Source organism: Sphingomonas sp. GW822-FHT03G08 (assembly GCF_058801135.1).
Genome location: NZ_JBXAMZ010000002.1, coordinates 1,077,922 through 1,094,181 on the forward strand (window position 1 = coordinate 1,077,922; position 16,260 = coordinate 1,094,181).

A 16,260-nucleotide genomic window follows, 5' to 3' on the forward strand; every position below is an offset into this window, starting at 1 on the left:
CTAAAATGAAGGATGCTCAAGCTCATCATCTGGGACCTCGACGACACGCTCTGGTCCGGCACGCTGGCCGATGGCGACGCCGTACAGCTGCACCGGCACCGTGCCGAGCTGGTCCGCGCCTTCAACGCGCGGGGCGTCGTCTCCTCGATCTGCTCGAAGAACGACCACGCCACCGCCGAGGCGAAACTGCGCGAGCTCGGCCTGTGGGACGAGTTCGTCTTCCCCCATATCGCCTTCACCCCCAAGCCGGAGGCGATCCGCGCGATCATCGCCGACATGCAGCTGCGCCCCGCCGATGTGCTGTTCGTCGACGACAACCCGGCGAACCTGCGCGAAGTCGCCCATGCGATCCCCGAGATCCAGCTGCTCGAGATCACGCTATCGGATGCCGATGATCACCTCGCCGGCCTGCTCGCGCTCACCCCGCCTTCCAAGAGCCGCGTCGAGCGTTACCGGATGATGGAGCGCCGCAAGGCCGATCGCGCCGCGGTGCCCGCGCTCTCCAACCATGAGTTCCTGCGCAGCTGCGGCCTCCAGGCGAGCGCGCCCTATCTCATGGACAATCTCGATTTCGCGCCCCGCATCACCGACCTGATCAACCGCTCGAACCAGCTCAACTATACCGGCTCGCGCGTCGAGCAGGCGCGGCTGGAGGCGGACATCATCGATGTCGTCCGCTTCGACAGCTGGTCGATCTTCGCCTGGGATGCCTATGGCCGCCACGGGCTGGTCGGCTTCGTCATGGTCGATCGCGCCGCGGAGAAGCTCGCCCATTTCACATTCTCGTGCCGGATCATGCATATGGGCCTGGAAGCTTATGCGCTGTCCAAGGTCCGCGAGAAATGGCCGGCGATCGACACCAGCGCCTGGGACGGCCGCTTCGACCGTACCGAGCCGGACTGGATCGCCGATGCCGACTTCCACGATCCGCAGGTCCGCGCCGCGATCCTCGCCGAACAGGCGCCGCAATTGCTGGCCGAGCCGGCGGTGCGGGTCATGTTCGATTGCCAGTCCGGCGGTATCGCGCATTACAGCCGCTTCCGTCCGGCGATCGAGTTCGATCACCACCCGCGCGTCTTCGCGATGGCGATGATGGACGACGGCAGTTGGCGCGACCAGGATTTCCCGCCCTTCCTCGTCTATGGCGCCGCGGTCGACTATCTGGGCGGCCGTTGGGGCGATCGCTGGCCGCTGGTCGATATCGGCCTGTACGAGACCTGCCTCGTCCGGATGCTGATCATGCTGATCGAGCAAGAGCGCCGGATGCTGGTCGTCCTGCCGCCCGAGGACGCGCCCGAGGGCAAGTATCGTCTCACCCACAATCTCAGCCCTGAGCGCTGCCGCCGCCTCAACGCGCTGTGGCGCAAGGCCGCGCGCGAGAATCCGGAGCATCTCTGGGTGCTCGATGTCGCCGACATCGCCGGACCGGACGAGATGGCCGACGTCACCCACCTCCATGCCGGCCTGCTCCGGAAGATCGCCGGCCAGGTCGATTGCTGGATCGAGGCGGTCGCGCTGGGCGGCGGGGAAGGCCAGGCCGAGGCGGCGTGAAGCCTGCTTGTTCCCCGGCTTTCGTCGGGGAACAGCCCAGGAAATCACGGAATGATGATGCTCGTATCCGCCTTCACCCGGTCGAGCGCGATCAGCGAGCGATAGCTGGCGATGAATTCCTTCTCCGCGAACAGCCTTTTGGTCAGCGCCGAATAGGCACGCATGTCCGACGTCACGATCACCAGCATGAAGCTCACCCCGCCGGTGACGTAATAGCATTGCTGCACCTCGGGCGTGTCGAGGAACATCCGCCGCGCCAGTTCCACCGTCGGCGCATGCTCGTTGATCAGCTGCACCTCGACGATCGAGGTGATGGTGAGCGGTACCGCGTCGGGATCGACGATCGCCACGTTGCGCGCGATCACGCCCGACGTCTCCATCGCCGCGATCCGCCGCTGCACCGCCGCCGCCGACAGATTCACCGCCTCGCCGATCCTGCGCTGCGGCATCTTGTTGTCCGCCTGCACGAGTCGAAGGATCGCCCGATCGAACGAGTCGAGCGCTCGTGGGGATTTGTCCTGTTCGCCTGCCATATGGCGAGTTTTTGTTGCATCCGGACGACTAATCAAGAGCGCTCAGCCCGCTATGATGATGATATTCCCCGTTCCCGAAGGGAATGCGCATGCCGAATGAACGCGGATCACTGGTGCTGGGCGTGCTGTGCGGAGCCGCTGCCGGCGCGCTCTGGGGGCTGGTGTTCCTCGCGCCCGAACTGGCCCGCGCCTTCGGCCCGCTCGAGCTGACCATCGGCCGCTACCTTGCCTATGGCCTGATCTCCGCCGCGCTGATCGCCCCGCGCTGGCGCGGCCTCGCCGCCATGCTGGGGGCAGGGGAGTGGCGCGCGCTCGCCTGGCTCGCGCTCTCCGGCAACACGCTCTACTATATCCTCCTTGCCAGCTCGGTGCAGCTCGGCGGTGCGGCGATCACCGCGCTGGTGATCGGCTTCCTTCCTGTCGTCGTGACCATCGTCGGCAGCCGGGCGAAGGACGCGGTGCCGCTCGCCCGGCTCGCCCCTTCGCTGCTGCTTTGCGCCGCCGGCGCGGTCTGCATCGGCTGGCAGGCGCTGTTCCTGCCCTCGACCCGCCCGGTCAGCGCCCAGCTCGCCGGCCTGCTCTGCGCGATCGGCGCGCTCGCGTCCTGGGGCGCCTATGCAGTGTACAACAACCATATGCTGGCCCGGGTGAAGACCGTGTCCTCGCACGACTGGAGCCTGCTGATCGGCATCGCCACCGGCGTGCAGAGCCTGGCGTTGATCCCGCTCGCACTGCTGCTGGGCGTGCGCGGCCATGGCGCGGGTGACTGGGCGCTGTTCGTCGCGGTATCGGCCGGCGTGGCGGTGTTCGCCTCGATCGTCGGCAATGCGCTGTGGAACCGGATGAGCCGGCTTCTGCCCCTCACGCTTTCCGGACAGATGATCACCTTCGAGACGCTGTTCGCCTTGCTCTATGCCTTCGCCTGGGAGCATCGCGGGCCGACTGTGCTGGAGGCTGCGGCGTTCGTGCTGGTGGTTGCGAGCGTGGTGAGTTGCGTCGCGGCGCATCGGCGGAAAGAGCCGTTTGTGGGCCCAATTCCCCGACCGTCATCCTGAACTCGTTTCAGAGTCCAACGCGCCCCGGAGGATATCGCTGGCGGAGCGTTGGATGCTGAAACAAGTTAAGCATGACGAGGGAGTCAGGCCCCCATCATGCTCCGCGCCACCGCTTCGGCCGTCTTGATCCCGTCGATAGCGGCGGACAGGATCCCCCCCGCATAGCCCGCGCCTTCGCCCGCCGGGAACAGCTGCGCCACGTTCAGGCTCTGGTGGTCCTTGCCCCGCGTGATCCGCACCGGCGAAGAGGTTCGCGTCTCGACGCCGGTCATGATCGCATCATGATGGTCGTAGTTCGCGATCTGGCGGCCGAACACCGGCAGCGCCTCGCGGAACGCCTCGATCACGAAGCCCGGCAGGCACTCCGACAGGTCGGTCATCTTCACCCCCGGCTTGTACGAGGGGATGACTTCGCCGAGCGCGGTCGAGGCGCGGCCGGCGATCAGGTCGCCGACAAGCTGCCCCGGCGCATGATAGTTGGAGCCGCCGGCGATGAAGGCCATGTCCTCCCAGTGCCGTTGCAGCTCGATGCCCGCCAGCGGCCCGCCCGGAAAGTCCTTGGCCGGATCGATCGCGACGACCAGGCCCGAGTTCGCATTGAACTCGGCCCGCGAATACTGGCTCATCCCGTTGGTGACGACGCGGCCTTCCTCGGAAGTCGCCGCCACCACGCGCCCGCCCGGGCACATGCAGAAGCTGTAGACGCTGCGCCCGTTCGAGGCGTGATGCACCAGGCTGTACGCCGCCGCGCCCAGGTCCGGATGCCCGGCGCACTGGCCGAAGCGCGCCCGGTCGATCCAGCTCTGCGGATGCTCGATCCGAACGCCGATCGCAAAGGGCTTGGCCTCGATATGCACGCCGCGTCGGTGGAGCATCTCGAAGGTCGGGCGGGCGCTGTGCCCCACCGCGAGCACGACATGATCGGCCTCGAGGAAGCTGCCCGCACCCGTTGCAAGATCGTGCAGGTGGAGCCCGCGCACCTTCTGGTTGCCGTCGGGCGTGCGCTCCAGCTCGATATCGTCGACCCGGGTCTCCCAGCGATATTCGCCGCCCAGTTCCTCGATCGTGCGGCGCATGCTCTCGACCATGGTGACGAGCCGGAAGGTGCCGATATGCGGATGCGCTTCCCACAGGATATCGTCGGGCGCACCGGCCTTGACGAACTCCTCCAGCACCTTGCGGCCGAGGAAGCGCGGGTCCTTCACCCGGCAATAGAGCTTGCCGTCCGAGAAGGTGCCGGCGCCGCCTTCGCCGAACTGGACGTTCGAGTCCGGGTTGAGCTCGCCCCGGCGCCACAGGCCCCAGGTATCCTTGGTCCGCTGGCGCACCACCTTGCCGCGATCGAGGATAATCGGACGGAAGCCCATCTGTGCCAGGATCAGCCCGGCGAACAGCCCGCACGGCCCCGCGCCGATGACGACCGGTCGCAGCCCGCTCCAGCCGCTCGGCGCCATTACCGGGAAGGTGTAGGTCATGTCCGGGGTGGGGCGCAGGTCCTTGTCGTCCGGGAAGCGCTCCAGCACCGCGGCTTCGTCGGCCAGCTCGACATCCACCGTATAGACCAGCTGGATCGCATTGCGCCGGCGCGCGTCATTGCCGCGGCGATAGACTGCGTGGCTTTTCAGCTCGGCGGGCGCGATGCCCAGCCGTTTGACGATCGCCTCGGGCAGGGCCTCAGGCGAATGGTCGAGCGGCAGATAGAGTCCGGAGAGGCGAAGCATCCCGGGCCTCTAGCGGGGAATGCGCCACCAGCCAAATTCCCCCTTCGTCACCCCGGCCTTGCGGCCAATGCGTCCTTGCAATGTAGGATTTCGTCTGGTTTCCTCCTCCCATGATCGGGTTCGGGCCCCTCGCTTCCGGAAAAGCGCTGCCGCGCCACGCCCGATTGCCCCAAAACAAAGTGAAACGATTTACCCCGACTCCCTTCACTTTGCCGCCGCGCATTGCCCCGTCGCTGGCCCGTTTGTGCCGCAATCGCTTGGCACTGCGGAACGATACCACTAGAGGGACCCCATGACCGACCGCGCTTCCGTCTTCGAGACCGTCACCGCCCAGATCGAGCCCTTCAACAAGAAGGGCGTCGCGCTGACCGACAGCACCACCTTCGCCGGCGACCTGGAGTGGGACAGCCTCACGGTGATGGATTTCGTCGCGGCGATCGAGGACGAGTTCGACATCATCATCACGATGAACATGCAGGCCGAGATCGAGAATATCGGCCAGCTGGTCGATGCCGTGCAGAAGCTCAAGGGCTGAGCCACGTGACCGACAGCCTGAACACCGCCGACGCGCTCCCCGCCAACCCGGCCGCCGTCGCGCCCGAAACCGACCTGATGTCGAAGTTCGACGCGCTGATCAACGAGCGCGAGCGACTGCTCGCCAGCGGCGTCACCGACCCCTATGCGGTGGTGATGGAGCAGGTGAAGTCGCCCACCGAGGCGGTGATCAAGGGCAAGGACACGATCCTGCTCGGCACCTACAATTACATGGGCATGACGTTCGATCCGGACGTGATCCAGGCCGGCAAGGACGCGCTCGACAAGTTCGGCTCGGGCACCAACGGCAGCCGCATGCTCAACGGCACCTTCCACGACCATATGGATGTGGAACAGGCGCTGCGCGAATTCTACGGCGTCTCCGGCGCTATCGTCTTCTCGACCGGCTACATGGCCAATCTCGGCATGATCTCCACGCTCGTCGGCAAGGGCGAGTATGTCATCCTCGACGCCGACAGCCACGCCTCGATCTATGACGGTTGCAAGCAGGGCAATGCCGAGATCGTCCGCTTCCGCCACAACAGCGTCGAGGATCTCGACAAGCGCCTCGGCCGCCTGCCCAAGGAGGCCGGCAAGCTGGTCGTGCTCGAGGGCGTCTACTCGATGCTCGGCGACATCGCTCCGCTGAAGGAAATGGTCGAAGTCGCCAAGAAGCACGGCGCGATGGTGCTCTCGGACGAGGCCCATTCGATGGGGTTCTTCGGCCCGAACGGCCGCGGCGTCTATGAGGACCAGGGCCTGGAAGGCCAGGTCGACTTCGTCGTCGGTACCTTCTCCAAGTCGGTCGGCACCGTCGGCGGCTTCTGCGTGTCGAACCACCCGAAGTTCGAGGCGATCCGCCTCGCCTGCCGCCCGTACATCTTCACCGCCTCGCTGCCGCCGAGCGTGGTCGCCACCGCGGCGACTTCGATCCGCAAGCTGATGCACGCGCACAACAAGCGCGCGCATCTGTGGGAAAATGCCCGCACGCTGCACGCCGGCCTCAAGGAAATGGGCTTCAAGCTCGGCACCGAGAACCCCGATTCGGCGATCATCGCGGTGATCCTCGAGGACCAGGTCCAGGGCGCGATGATGTGGCAGGCGCTGCTCGAGGGCGGCCTCTATGTGAACCTCGCCCGCCCGCCGGCGACCCCGGCCGGCACCTTCCTGCTGCGCTGCTCGCTCTGCGCCGAGCACACCGCCGAGCAGATCCAGCGCGTGCTGGGCATGTTCAAGGCGGCGGGCCAGGCCGTGGGCGTCATCGCCTGATATCGGGCATCCCTGGTTCCCCGGCGAAAGCCGGGGCCCGGGGTTTCTCTGCCGGGCCGCCTGTGGCCCTGGGCTCCGGCTTTCGCCGGGCAATAGCCAGGCCAAAGCGGGCACCGCGAGCAACGATCCGTCCCAAGGACGCTTTCCTACGCCGTCAGGGTCGATTAAAACCGAGCCCGTAATGAGTGAGAGTAACACCGCTCTGGAGCGTGCCGTCCGGGCGACGAACTGGCGGATGGCATTGCTCGGCGCGCTGGCGCTGCTCGGGATCGTCGTGCTTGCCGCCGTGGCGGTGATCCAGGCACGTACCGATGCCGAGCGCGATCGGGCGATCGCGCGCCAGCAGCATACGTTCGAAGTCATCATGCGGGTCAGCCAGCTGTCGGGCGCGATCCTGGGGGCGGAGGCGGCGCTCGGCCGCTATGTCGTCAGCGCCGACAAGAATCTCGGCCAGCAATATAGCGCGCAATGGGGCCGCGCCTCGGAACAGCTCAACCGGCTCCGCCAGCTGCTCGCCGACAATCCCGCCCAGCAGGCCCGCATCGTCCGGCTCAAGCAGGCGTTCGATGCCCGCGGCAAGGAGCTCGATACCACCGCGCTCTACTCCTCCTACAAGCGGCACAGCGATGCCTGGGGCAGCTATTACCAGGTCCGTGCCAGCCCGGCGCGCAGCCAGCTCGAATCGGTGCTCACCGAGATGGTCGATGCCGAGCGGGTGACGCTGCGCCAGCGCAGCCAGGCCGCTGCCGATCTCGTCGCCAATTCGGGCTTTGCATCCCGCCTGCTCACCGGCTTCGGCATATTGATCGTGCTGGGCGCGGTGCTGCTCGGCTGGATGGCGATCGAGGCGCAGGGCGAGCGCGCCGTCGCCGATGCCAATGCCGATGCCGAGCGCGAACGGGCGGAGGAACTGCAGGAAGCGGTAGCCGAAGCGACCGAGCAGCTCCGTGCCGAGGCCAGCGAGCGCGAAGCCGCGCAGGACCAGCTCCGCCAGGCGCAGAAGATGGAGGCGGTTGGCCAGCTCACTGGTGGAATCGCGCATGATTTCAACAATATGCTGGCGGTCGTGCTGGGCGGATTGGAACTGGCCAAGCGCCATCTCCACAATCGCGGCCCCGATGCGCAGAAGCATATCGAGAATGCGATGGAAGGCGCCAACCGTGCCGCCGCGCTCACCCGCCGCCTGCTCGCCTTCTCGCGCGCCGAGCCCCTGCTGCCCGAAGCGGTGGAGGCCGGCACGCTGATCGAGGGCATGACGGATCTGCTCGATCGCACGCTGGGCGACGGGATCGCGGTCACCACTGCCGATGCCGGCAGGCACTGGCGCATCTGGGTCGATCGCCACCAGCTCGAGAACGCGCTGCTCAATCTCGCGGTCAATGCCCGCGATGCGATGGAGGGGCAGGGTACCCTCAGCATCAACACCGGCGGTATCCGCCTGGCCGATCACCAGGTCGGCGAATGCCTGGCCGGCGATTATGTCTCGATCGAAGTGGGCGATACCGGCCAGGGGATGACGCCCGAGGTGCTCGCGCGCGTGTTCGAGCCCTTCTTCACCACCAAGCCGGTCGGCAAGGGCACGGGCCTCGGGCTCAGCCAGATCTTCGGCTTCGTCCGACAGTCGGGCGGCGAGATCGGCATCGATACCGCGCCGGGCAGGGGCACCCGCGTGACGCTCTATCTGCCGCGCCATATCGGCGAGGGCGAAGCGGCTGAGGCTTCCGCCGAATCGGGAGACGCGCCCGCGCATATCGGCCGTCCGCTCGAGATACTGGTGGTCGAGGACGATCCGCGCGTGCTGGCGGCGACGCTCGGCGCGCTCAAGGAGCTCGGCCACAGCGCCACCGGCTGCGATGATCCGCAGGCGGCGCCGGGCGCGCTCGCGCTGGTGCCCGGGCTCGATCTGATCGTGTCCGACGTGCTGATGCCCGGCCAGACCGGCCCGGAGATGATCGCCGCGCTCGGCGATCGGATCGAAGGGGTCGCGGTGCTGTTCGTCACCGGCTTCGCGGGCGAGGCCGATGCCGGCATCTTCAAGGGCCGCACCGTGCTGCGCAAGCCCTTCACCATCGCCGGGCTCGAAGCGGCGGTGAACGAAGCCATGGCCCATGAATCGCGCCGCGCCGGCAGGGCGGCGGCGGAGTAGCGCTGTCATGCTGAACTGGTTTCAGCATCCAACGTGCAACAGGGGAGGCGCTTGAGCCTCCTGCCCATCGCTCGTCGATAGTTGGACCCTGAAACAAGTTCAGGGTGACGAAGGAAGAAGGCTAGTCCGCCTTCGCGACCACCGGCTTGTAGTTCACCACGCACCAGTCCGGCGCGCAATTGGCCGCGGCCTCGATGATCGCGGCATAGCGTTCCACCACCGCGCAATCGGTGCCGGCGGCCTGGAGGAGGATCGGCCGGCGCGGCGTCTCGCGCGCGGCGCCGCTGGCGAAGTCCTCCAGCGAAGTGTCGCTGGCGCGCAGGACGCCCCACAGCGCCTCGCCGCCATTGTCGCGCACCTCATGGGCATTGGCGCTCTTCTTCGGCAGCTTCGTGCCCCATTGCGCCGACAGGTTGCAGCCCTTGTCCGGCACGGTCAGCGACAACAACGCGATCGAAAACAGGATCATGGCGGTTACTCCTCGCCGGGATGGCTATGCCCGTGATGCTCCCCCATCGTCCGCGAAAGCTGCGCGGCGGCGATCTCGCGGGCCTTGTCGCGCGGCAGGCCGAGTGCCCGGGCCATTGGTGCGCCGAGCAGCGCGTCGCCCACGGCCATCAGCACCAGCTGCAGCGTCTCCTCATGCAGCGAATGCGTCTTGTCGTCATGCCCCTCGGCCAGCTCGTCGACCAGCCGGTGGATCGCCTCCAGGATCGGGTCGAGCGCATCCTGGTTGCCGGTCAGGATCATCCAGCTCGCCAGCGCGCCGGCTCCGCCCTTGTCGAACGCGTCGAAGGTCATGTTGACCACTTCGCGGTCGTCATGGTCCGCCCCGGCACGCGCGCGCATCACCGCGGCGCCGATCTTGCCGGTCACGCTATCGGCGATATTGGCGGCCAGCGCCTTTTGCAGCCCCGATGCCGAGCCGAAATGGTGGAGCAGATTGGCGTGCGTCCGCCCGATCTTCGCCGCCACCGCCTTGAGCGTCACTGCGCCGGGCCCGGCCTCGAGCAGCAGTTCGCGCGCGGCCTCGAGTGCGGCGTCGCGGGATTCTTCGGGTGAAAGGCGTTTGCGTGGTGCGACGGTCATGTTCAGCGGTAAGCCCCCAAAGACACCGCTTACGGCATGATTTCCAAGGGGGAAAGCCGGTAGATCATACAATTCGGCCCGCAAGCTGCTCCCGCGAAAGGGACTCACCGCGGGCCCGACATGGAAGATTTGCGCCGCTATCGGCTCATTCGGTTCCCCGGCGAAGGCCGGGGCCCATTTTCGGCGCAGTTGGTTGGGGTGGTCAAACCTCTCGAACACCATGGCAACTGGACCCCGGCCTTCGCCGGGGAACAGCTGGATCAATGATGTTGTGACGGCCTCACGCTGCCATTCGGTGGTCCTCGTCCCCGCCGCCGCTGCAATCGCCCTCGCACAGGTCGATCTCGTAGCGGGTGGTGGGGGCTTCGCAGCCGCGGCCCCGCGAATAGATCGAGACGAGCTGGCCGGTCGGGCGGAAGCCCAGCTTGCGCAGCACCTTGCCCGATGCGGGGTTGTCGATGAAATGGCCGGCGGTCACCCGGCGGATGCCGCGTGCCCGCGCTGCCTGCAGCACCGCGCGCCCGGCCTCGGTCGCGATGCCGCGGCCCCAGGCGTCCGGCGTGTACCAATAGCCGAATTCATTGGGCTCGTCCTTCCACACGCTCAGGCCGGTGCCGCCGATCAGGCGCGTGGCGCCGTCCCGGTGCTCGAACACCAGGAACTTGGGATCGACGGGATCCTCGAAGCTCGAGAGGAAGGTCTCGGCCGCTTCCATGGGGTAGGGCCATGGCGCGCGCGACAGGTTGCGCACGACATTCTCATGGCCGATCGCCTGCATCAGGGCGGTGGCGTCCTCGGGCCAGCCGGGGCGCAATGTCAGTCTCTGCGTTCGCACGAACATGACCGTCTCCTTGGTCCTGCGACGCCCCACGCCACGTTTGTGTGACGAGGTTGTTGCGCCGTGGTGTCAGGGAGGAAATAAAAAAGGGAGCCGGGGCGACCCGTCTCCCTTTTCAGCTGGTTCGTTCGTCGAACCCGGGTCACCCTGGTGGGCAACCCGGTCGGTCACCCGATGTTATTCGGCAGCTTCCGCAATCATGTCTACCGAGCAGAACTTGCGGCCAAGCTTGCCTTCCTTGAACGACACGCGGCCGTCGACGAGCGCGAAAAGGGTATGGTCCTTGCCCATGCCCACGTTCACGCCCGGATAAATCTTGGTGCCGCGCTGGCGCACGATGATGTTGCCGGCGACGACTGCTTCGCTGCCGAACTTCTTCACGCCAAGACGACGACCGGCCGAATCACGACCGTTACGCGAAGAACCGCCTGCCTTCTTATGTGCCATGGTCTATACTCCTCGTATCTTCGCTTACGCTTCCGCGGCCGGGGCTTCAGCCTCGGCGGGAGCGGCGGCCTTCTTCGCCTTCGGCGCGGCCTTCTTGGCTTCCTGGGCACCGATCGCGGTGATCTTCAGGATGGTGTGGTTCTGGCGGTGGCCGTTCTTGCGACGATAGTTGTGGCGACGGCGCTTCTTGAAGACGATAACCTTCTCGCCCTTCGCCTGCGCAATGATCTCGGCCGAAACGGTCAGACCGTCGGTCGACTTCAGCTCACCACCTTCGCCGGCGAGCAGAACGTCGCCGAGCGTGACCGTCGAACCGGCCTCGCCGTCGAGCTTCTCGACAACGATCTTGTCTCCTGCGGCAACGCGATACTGCTTGCCGCCCGTGCGCACGATAGCGAACATCGGGTCTCTTCTCTGGTTCAAATGCTTGTGCCCGCCAAGGTTGCACCCCGGCAGGAGGAAGGGCGCAGCTAAGGGAGAGAGTCGCCGAAGTCAACCGGTAACTACCCATAAAGGGCAGTTTAGTGACGGTGCGTGCGCTTCAAAGTGTAGCGGCCGCCGGTATAGCCGTCGAAAAGCCCGTTGATCGCGGGGTGGTCGACCGGCTCCTCGCTGTCGTCGGCCACCAGGTTCTGCTGGCTGACATAGGCGACATAGCTCGATTCGTCGTTCTCGGCGAGCAGGTGGTAGAAGGGCTGGTCCTTGCGGGGGCGCACGTCCTCGGGAATCGCCTCGTACCATTCCTCGCTGTTGGCGAAGACGGGGTCGACGTCGAAGATCACGCCGCGGAACTCGAACTGGCGGTGGCGCACCACGTCGCCGATGGCGAAGCGCGCGGTCGCGACGGCGGGCATCGGAACTCCGGGCTCAAGGGGGGAAGGGGAGGCGCCGGGGGCTTGAGTCATGGACTTAATCTAATATCTCTTCGTTTAGGTACAAGGATGCGCTTGCAGTATCCGAAACGCTGCGCTAGGGGCCGCCCCTCACAGCGACCGACGCGGAGTTTTCCGCGCAGTAATCGCCTCGCGGAGAGGTGGCAGAGTGGTCGAATGCGCCGCACTCGAAATGCGGTTTACGGGTAACCGTAACGAGGGTTCGAATCCCTCCCTCTCCGCCACCTACCACCAGTTTTTTGCGGAATTGCGCCCGCGAATCGCTCCATGGGGCAACCCGGCGTTTACCGCTTGCCCCTAGATCCCCGGCTCTCCCTCGCCATCCGGGCCGCTCGTGACAAACTTCGCCTTCTTCCTGCCGGTCATGTTCAGCACCTTCGCGCTGCTGTTCCTCGCCATTTCGCGCCTCGGTCCCGCCGCGGCCCCTTTATGGGCAGCGGGTTTCGGCTGTGCGGCGCTGGGATTCTGGGCTCCGGCGATCGACCAGCTATTGCCGTCCCCGGCCTGGCCGCTCCTCGCCGATACCCTCTTCGCCTGTGCATTCCTCGCCTATAGCGAAGCTCTCCTGGTGCGTTGGCGCGCCCGCTGGCTCCTGCGTTTGCGCCTGTTCATCGCCGTCGGGGCGGTCCTGGGTTGTGGCGTTGCCATATTGCTGCAGGTGCCACTGCTGGAGCTTGCGGTTTCGGACGCGGCCTCCTTCGTCCTGATTGCGCTGCCGCTCGTGGCGGCGCTCCCGCATCTTCGCAATCGCCTGGACCAAGCGCTCGCCCTGGCCGCGCTGCTCGTTGCGTTCGACGGCCTCAGCCGTCTCGCCACCTTGCTGGTCACGCGAGGCTCCGGTGCCTTTCTCGACAGCGTCTATTTCTTCCTGATGCAGTCGTTCGCGAGTGTATTCGGGCTATTCCTCGGCCTCGCCGCGCTTGCCGGCTGCATGTCCGAACTCATCGCCCGCTATCGTCGCGAAGCCGAACTCGATCCGCTCACCCAATCGCTCAACCGGCGCGGCTTCGATCGGGTGAGCGTCGGCGCCCATGATCGCAAGGGTGCGGTGATCAGTTGTGACATCGACCGGTTCAAGGCGGTCAACGACCGTTTCGGACATCAAAGCGGGGACCAGGTGATCAGCGCATTCGCCCGTGTCATCATGGCGCACATGCCCGAGGAGGCGCGGGTCGCCAGGTTTGGCGGAGAAGAGTTTGTCATCTATCTCCCGGGCGCGGACCTGGCGAAGGCGATCGGCTGCGCGGAGACGATCCGCCAGGCGTTTGCCGCCACCGGTGCCGAGGCCGCGAGGATCGACCACGCCCTGACCGCAAGCTTCGGCGCTTCGGCGATCCTGGCCGACGATGGGAGCATTTATGATGCCCTGAACCGTGCGGATCGCGCGCTGTACGATGCCAAGAACAAGGGGCGTAACCAAGTCTGTGCGGCAAATTTCCTCCGCCCGATCGCCGCTCGTCCGGTCGGCGATGGCCTGGCGCGTGGGATCGGCTGAGGAATAGCGGCCGCTCTTCGGCGCAGCGTCAATCCGGGCGGATCTTCAGCGTCATGTCCTGCTGCCGCCCGGTACCGTGCAGCTCCACGCGATCCTTGAAGAAGTCGAGCCGGGCATAGCTGGTCTCGGGCGTGTCGAGCATCGCCTTCATGTTCACATAATGTATGCCGGCGCGCTCGCCGTAATTGCCGTCGTGATTATGCCCGTCGAGCCAGACCTTGGCCGAGGGATGCCGCTCCAGCAGCGCGATCACCGCGGGCGCGTTCCACAGATTGTGCTTGTTCTCGGGGTAGACCGGAAAATGGCTGAAGATCATCACCTTCAGGTGGCGCTTGTCGGCACGGCCGAGCTCGGCGTCCATCCAGGCCATCTGCTCGCCGCCGATCGCGCCGTCCCATAGCGGCTTGTCGGCATAGAGCGCCGTATGCGCGGCCATGCTGCGCTTGTGCTCGGGGCTCCCGGCCGGCCAGGCATAGCTGCTCAGATCGTTGCCGTCGGTGACGAGGAACAGCCAGCCCTCGCGCTCGAAGCTGTAATAGCGCTTCTTCATGCCCAGCTTGGCCGGCACCTGCAGCTTGTACGCGTCATCGACCGAGAACTCGTGGTTGCCCAGCACATAATGGACCGGGTGGCGCAACTTGGCGGCCACCGGCAGTAGCGCGTCATAGCTCGCCCAGTCCTTGTCGATGAAGTCGCCGAGATGGACAACGAAGGCGAGCTTCTGGCGGTTGAAATCCTCCACCGCAGCGGCAAGCTTGCCCGGAGAGGTGTGATACATGCGCTGGCTGCTGTCGGGCGCGTCGGCATATTGCGCGTCGGCGATAGCGCCGATGCTGAACGCCGGCGTCTCTTCGCGCGGCGCAGGACCCGCGCCAATTGCCGCCAGCGCCAGCAGGATCGTCCACCGCATCACATTTTCCTTTCGTCCGATTCGCAGGGGCTTAGGCGCGACAGGTTGCAGTTTTAAGCAGCCGGGCCGGGGCGGTTGTCATGCGAGCTTCACGGAGCGTGCCTAGCGCTGAAGCAATGAGCGGGGCGATTCTCAGGCAGGGGAGAAGCGGCATGACGGCGCCGGCGCGGTCTTGCTTCAAGGGTGTGGCGCGGTGAACGAGTTCACTGCCATCGCCGCGCGCCGCCACGCCGCGGCCGAGGATGCCGCGCTGCGCGCCGCGCTCCACCGCTTCGTCCAGGGCCGCCTGCGCGACCGGGACGAGGGCGAGGACATCGTCCAGGAAACCTATGTCCGCCTCTACGACTATCGCCGCACCAGGGGCGTCGCCGATGTGGGCGCCTTCTGCTTCGCAGTGGCGCGCAACCTGGTGTTCGATCATTTCCGCCGCCGCCAGGCGATGCCCGCCAGCGCCGAGCTCGCAGAGGATATTGTTTGCCCGATGCCTCGCGCGGAGGAAGTGCTCGACTATCGCCAGCGCGTCGACATTCTCGTCGCGGCATTGAAGGTGATGCCGGTGCTCCGCCGCGAAGTGTTCCTCCGCCGCCGGCTCGACGGGATCGCCTGTGCGACAATCGCCCAGGATCTCGACATGAGCCTGGCCGCGGTCGAGAAGCATTGCACCCGCGCCGTCGCCGACCTGCGCGCCGCGCTCGAACGCCGCGGCCTGCCGGCGGGAGCTGCCCGGTGAGTCGCCGCGCCGCCCTGAAAGATGCCGCCCGCTGGGCGATGCGCGAGGATGACGCGGTCCTGCGCGAGGCGCCGCCGGCTGCTGCGCCCGATATCCAGGCTATGCTTGACGACCCGGCGCTTGCCGATGCCATGGGCCAGGTGCCCCGGCTGTCGGACGGCGACATCCTGGCGATGCGTGCCAATAGGCGCCGTGCGCTGGGGACGGGTGGGGCGCTTGTGCTGGTTGCGGCGATCGGCGTCGGCGGTTGGCAGGCGGGCTGGTACCGTCCGGCCGCCCCCGTGCCGCTCCACTATGAGACCGCGCGCGGCCAGCAGCTCGATGTCGAGCTGGCCGATGGCTCGAAGCTTCATCTGAACGGCGAGACTAGCCTAGACGTGACGCTGGGCGACAAGGCGCGCAGCGTCGCGATGCAGCGGGGCGAGGCTTATTTCGACATCGCTCACCGCCCCGACAAGCCCTTTACCGTGGTGGCGGACGGCTCGGCGACGCGCGTGCTCGGCACGGCCTTCGACATCGATATCGCGAGCGGCGGCGGCGTGCGCATCGCCGTCTATCGCGGCAAGGTCCGCTTCGGCGGCGCGGCGGCGGGCAAGGACGGCGCGGTGATCGTCGAGGCCGGCTGGCGCACCCGTTTCGCCGATGGCAAGGCGCGGGCGCCGACCCGCTTCGACGCGACGCAGCAGGATTGGCGTCAGGGCTGGCTCGATGTCGATAATATGAAGCTCGGCGAACTGGTCGATGCGCTCAACCGGCGGGGTGGTCCGCCGATCGCGCCTCCGCCGGGAGCGTTGGCATCGGTCGCAGTTGCCGGGCGTTTCCGCGTCGATAATCCGCATCAACTGCTCGACGCGATGGGCGCGGCTTACGGCTTCGACGTGGTCCGCAAGGGCGAGGAACTGCACCTCGTTCCCACCGCCGGAAGTGACACAAAAACGTCAGATCAATGACGCTGCACTGCAACAAAATTCTTTTGTCCGGAAGCTGATCCACCCCCGTCTTCCCCCCGAGGCGCGCATCGCGCCCGAGCGGAGGAACACATGGATCGT

17 protein-coding genes and 1 tRNA gene are annotated in these 16,260 nt (G+C 66.5%); 9 read left to right on the plus strand and 9 right to left on the minus strand.

What is annotated here, in order from left to right; genetic code table 11:
* The first annotated feature begins 12 nt into the window (after window positions 1-12).
* Window positions 13-1,551: an HAD-IIIC family phosphatase gene (locus AC1RJ5_RS22150; protein WP_493115753.1), complete on the plus strand. Its 1,539-nt coding sequence runs from the start codon at window positions 13-15 to the stop codon at window positions 1,549-1,551.
* 44 nt (window positions 1,552-1,595) lie between these two features.
* Here AC1RJ5_RS22150 and AC1RJ5_RS22155 read toward each other — a convergent pair whose 3' ends face one another.
* Window positions 1,596-2,084 (minus strand): Lrp/AsnC family transcriptional regulator, encoded by a 489-nt coding sequence (locus tag AC1RJ5_RS22155; RefSeq protein WP_493115755.1) that lies wholly within the window; start codon window positions 2,082-2,084, stop codon window positions 1,596-1,598.
* A gap of 83 nt (window positions 2,085-2,167) precedes the next feature.
* On the opposite strand from AC1RJ5_RS22155, the gene AC1RJ5_RS22160 reads away from it, so the two are divergent.
* Window positions 2,168-3,139, plus strand: coding sequence for a DMT family transporter (locus AC1RJ5_RS22160; protein WP_493115757.1), 972 nt, complete (start codon window positions 2,168-2,170; stop codon window positions 3,137-3,139).
* Window positions 3,140-3,222: 83 nt separating this feature from the next.
* Here AC1RJ5_RS22160 and AC1RJ5_RS22165 read toward each other — a convergent pair whose 3' ends face one another.
* A complete protein-coding gene (locus AC1RJ5_RS22165; RefSeq protein ID WP_493115759.1) occupies window positions 3,223-4,860 on the minus strand; it encodes an NAD(P)/FAD-dependent oxidoreductase in 1,638 nt (545 codons plus the stop codon).
* Between the two features lie 292 nt (window positions 4,861-5,152).
* Here AC1RJ5_RS22165 and AC1RJ5_RS22170 point away from each other — a divergent pair, with 292 nt between their 5' ends.
* The 3 genes from AC1RJ5_RS22170 to AC1RJ5_RS22180 all read left to right on the plus strand — a co-directional run bounded on the left by AC1RJ5_RS22170 (window position 5,153) and on the right by AC1RJ5_RS22180 (window position 8,809).
* Entirely contained in the window at window positions 5,153-5,395 is a 243-nt protein-coding gene (locus AC1RJ5_RS22170; RefSeq protein WP_116842527.1) for an acyl carrier protein, read from the plus strand.
* A gap of 77 nt (window positions 5,396-5,472) precedes the next feature.
* Window positions 5,473-6,663 (plus strand): serine palmitoyltransferase, encoded by a 1,191-nt coding sequence (spt, locus tag AC1RJ5_RS22175; RefSeq protein ID WP_493115839.1) that lies wholly within the window; start codon window positions 5,473-5,475, stop codon window positions 6,661-6,663.
* Window positions 6,664-6,844: 181 nt separating this feature from the next.
* Window positions 6,845-8,809, plus strand: a complete 1,965-nt coding sequence (locus AC1RJ5_RS22180; RefSeq protein ID WP_493115761.1) for an ATP-binding protein — start codon at window positions 6,845-6,847, stop codon at window positions 8,807-8,809.
* 121 nt (window positions 8,810-8,930) lie between these two features.
* On the opposite strand, the gene AC1RJ5_RS22185 is transcribed toward AC1RJ5_RS22180, so the two are convergent.
* The 6 genes from AC1RJ5_RS22185 to hspQ form a co-directional block, all read right to left on the minus strand.
* Window positions 8,931-9,278 (minus strand): hypothetical protein, encoded by a 348-nt coding sequence (locus AC1RJ5_RS22185; RefSeq protein ID WP_269575837.1) that lies wholly within the window; start codon window positions 9,276-9,278, stop codon window positions 8,931-8,933.
* A 5-nt stretch (window positions 9,279-9,283) separates the two neighbouring features.
* Window positions 9,284-9,898 (minus strand): TetR/AcrR family transcriptional regulator, encoded by a 615-nt coding sequence (locus tag AC1RJ5_RS22190; protein WP_184171206.1) that lies wholly within the window; start codon window positions 9,896-9,898, stop codon window positions 9,284-9,286.
* Window positions 9,899-10,178: 280 nt separating this feature from the next.
* Complete coding sequence (locus AC1RJ5_RS22195; protein ID WP_342249729.1) at window positions 10,179-10,739, minus strand: GNAT family N-acetyltransferase; 561 nt, start codon at window positions 10,737-10,739, stop codon at window positions 10,179-10,181.
* Window positions 10,740-10,913: 174 nt separating this feature from the next.
* Window positions 10,914-11,183, minus strand: a complete 270-nt coding sequence (gene rpmA / locus AC1RJ5_RS22200; protein WP_180144722.1) for a 50S ribosomal protein L27 — start codon at window positions 11,181-11,183, stop codon at window positions 10,914-10,916.
* Window positions 11,184-11,207: 24 nt separating this feature from the next.
* On the minus strand, window positions 11,208-11,585 hold the full coding sequence (gene rplU / locus AC1RJ5_RS22205) for a 50S ribosomal protein L21 (RefSeq protein WP_184000535.1): 378 nt from the start codon (window positions 11,583-11,585) through the stop codon (window positions 11,208-11,210).
* Between the two features lie 119 nt (window positions 11,586-11,704).
* Window positions 11,705-12,037 (minus strand): heat shock protein HspQ, encoded by a 333-nt coding sequence (hspQ, locus tag AC1RJ5_RS22210; protein WP_184171213.1) that lies wholly within the window; start codon window positions 12,035-12,037, stop codon window positions 11,705-11,707.
* Window positions 12,038-12,210: 173 nt separating this feature from the next.
* Here hspQ and AC1RJ5_RS22215 point away from each other — a divergent pair.
* Both AC1RJ5_RS22215 and AC1RJ5_RS22220 read left to right on the plus strand, forming a co-directional pair.
* A tRNA-Ser gene (locus AC1RJ5_RS22215) sits at window positions 12,211-12,300 on the plus strand.
* Window positions 12,301-12,410: 110 nt separating this feature from the next.
* Window positions 12,411-13,571 carry a GGDEF domain-containing protein gene (locus AC1RJ5_RS22220; RefSeq protein WP_493115766.1) on the plus strand — a complete coding sequence of 387 codons (1,161 nt, stop codon included), beginning with the start codon at window positions 12,411-12,413 and terminating at the stop codon, window positions 13,569-13,571.
* A gap of 28 nt (window positions 13,572-13,599) precedes the next feature.
* Here the strand turns inward: AC1RJ5_RS22220 and AC1RJ5_RS22225 are convergent, their stop codons facing one another.
* A complete protein-coding gene (locus tag AC1RJ5_RS22225; protein WP_493115768.1) occupies window positions 13,600-14,481 on the minus strand; it encodes a metallophosphoesterase in 882 nt (293 codons plus the stop codon).
* Window positions 14,482-14,674: 193 nt separating this feature from the next.
* Between AC1RJ5_RS22225 and AC1RJ5_RS22230 the strand changes: the two genes are divergently transcribed.
* Both AC1RJ5_RS22230 and AC1RJ5_RS22235 read left to right on the plus strand, forming a co-directional pair.
* Window positions 14,675-15,211 (plus strand): RNA polymerase sigma factor, encoded by a 537-nt coding sequence (locus AC1RJ5_RS22230; protein WP_269575678.1) that lies wholly within the window; start codon window positions 14,675-14,677, stop codon window positions 15,209-15,211.
* Entirely contained in the window at window positions 15,208-16,161 is a 954-nt protein-coding gene (locus AC1RJ5_RS22235; RefSeq protein WP_342250316.1) for a FecR family protein, read from the plus strand. The genes AC1RJ5_RS22230 and AC1RJ5_RS22235 overlap by 4 nt, the downstream gene beginning before the upstream one ends.
* Window positions 16,162-16,260: the final 99 nt, after the last annotated feature.

What these genes read in the sequence shown, in the direction of transcription:
- spt (WP_493115839.1), top strand. Translation starts at nt 5,473, where the DNA reads ATGTCGAAGTTCGACGCGCTGATCAACGAGCGCGAGCGACTGCTCGCC.
- AC1RJ5_RS22170 (WP_116842527.1), top strand. Translation starts at nt 5,153, where the DNA reads ATGACCGACCGCGCTTCCGTCTTCGAGACCGTCACCGCCCAGATCGAG.
- AC1RJ5_RS22160 (WP_493115757.1), top strand. Translation starts at nt 2,168, where the DNA reads ATGCGCATGCCGAATGAACGCGGATCACTGGTGCTGGGCGTGCTGTGC.
- rpmA (WP_180144722.1), bottom strand. Translation starts at nt 11,183, where the DNA reads ATGGCACATAAGAAGGCAGGCGGTTCTTCGCGTAACGGTCGTGATTCG.
- hspQ (WP_184171213.1), bottom strand. Translation starts at nt 12,037, where the DNA reads ATGCCCGCCGTCGCGACCGCGCGCTTCGCCATCGGCGACGTGGTGCGC.
- AC1RJ5_RS22185 (WP_269575837.1), bottom strand. Translation starts at nt 9,278, where the DNA reads ATGATCCTGTTTTCGATCGCGTTGTTGTCGCTGACCGTGCCGGACAAG.
- AC1RJ5_RS22155 (WP_493115755.1), bottom strand. Translation starts at nt 2,084, where the DNA reads ATGGCAGGCGAACAGGACAAATCCCCACGAGCGCTCGACTCGTTCGAT.
- AC1RJ5_RS22180 (WP_493115761.1), top strand. Translation starts at nt 6,845, where the DNA reads ATGAGTGAGAGTAACACCGCTCTGGAGCGTGCCGTCCGGGCGACGAAC.
- AC1RJ5_RS22165 (WP_493115759.1), bottom strand. Translation starts at nt 4,860, where the DNA reads ATGCTTCGCCTCTCCGGACTCTATCTGCCGCTCGACCATTCGCCTGAG.
- AC1RJ5_RS22190 (WP_184171206.1), bottom strand. Translation starts at nt 9,898, where the DNA reads ATGACCGTCGCACCACGCAAACGCCTTTCACCCGAAGAATCCCGCGAC.
- AC1RJ5_RS22150 (WP_493115753.1), top strand. Translation starts at nt 13, where the DNA reads ATGCTCAAGCTCATCATCTGGGACCTCGACGACACGCTCTGGTCCGGC.
- rplU (WP_184000535.1), bottom strand. Translation starts at nt 11,585, where the DNA reads ATGTTCGCTATCGTGCGCACGGGCGGCAAGCAGTATCGCGTTGCCGCA.
- AC1RJ5_RS22195 (WP_342249729.1), bottom strand. Translation starts at nt 10,739, where the DNA reads ATGTTCGTGCGAACGCAGAGACTGACATTGCGCCCCGGCTGGCCCGAG.
- AC1RJ5_RS22225 (WP_493115768.1), bottom strand. Translation starts at nt 14,481, where the DNA reads ATGCGGTGGACGATCCTGCTGGCGCTGGCGGCAATTGGCGCGGGTCCT.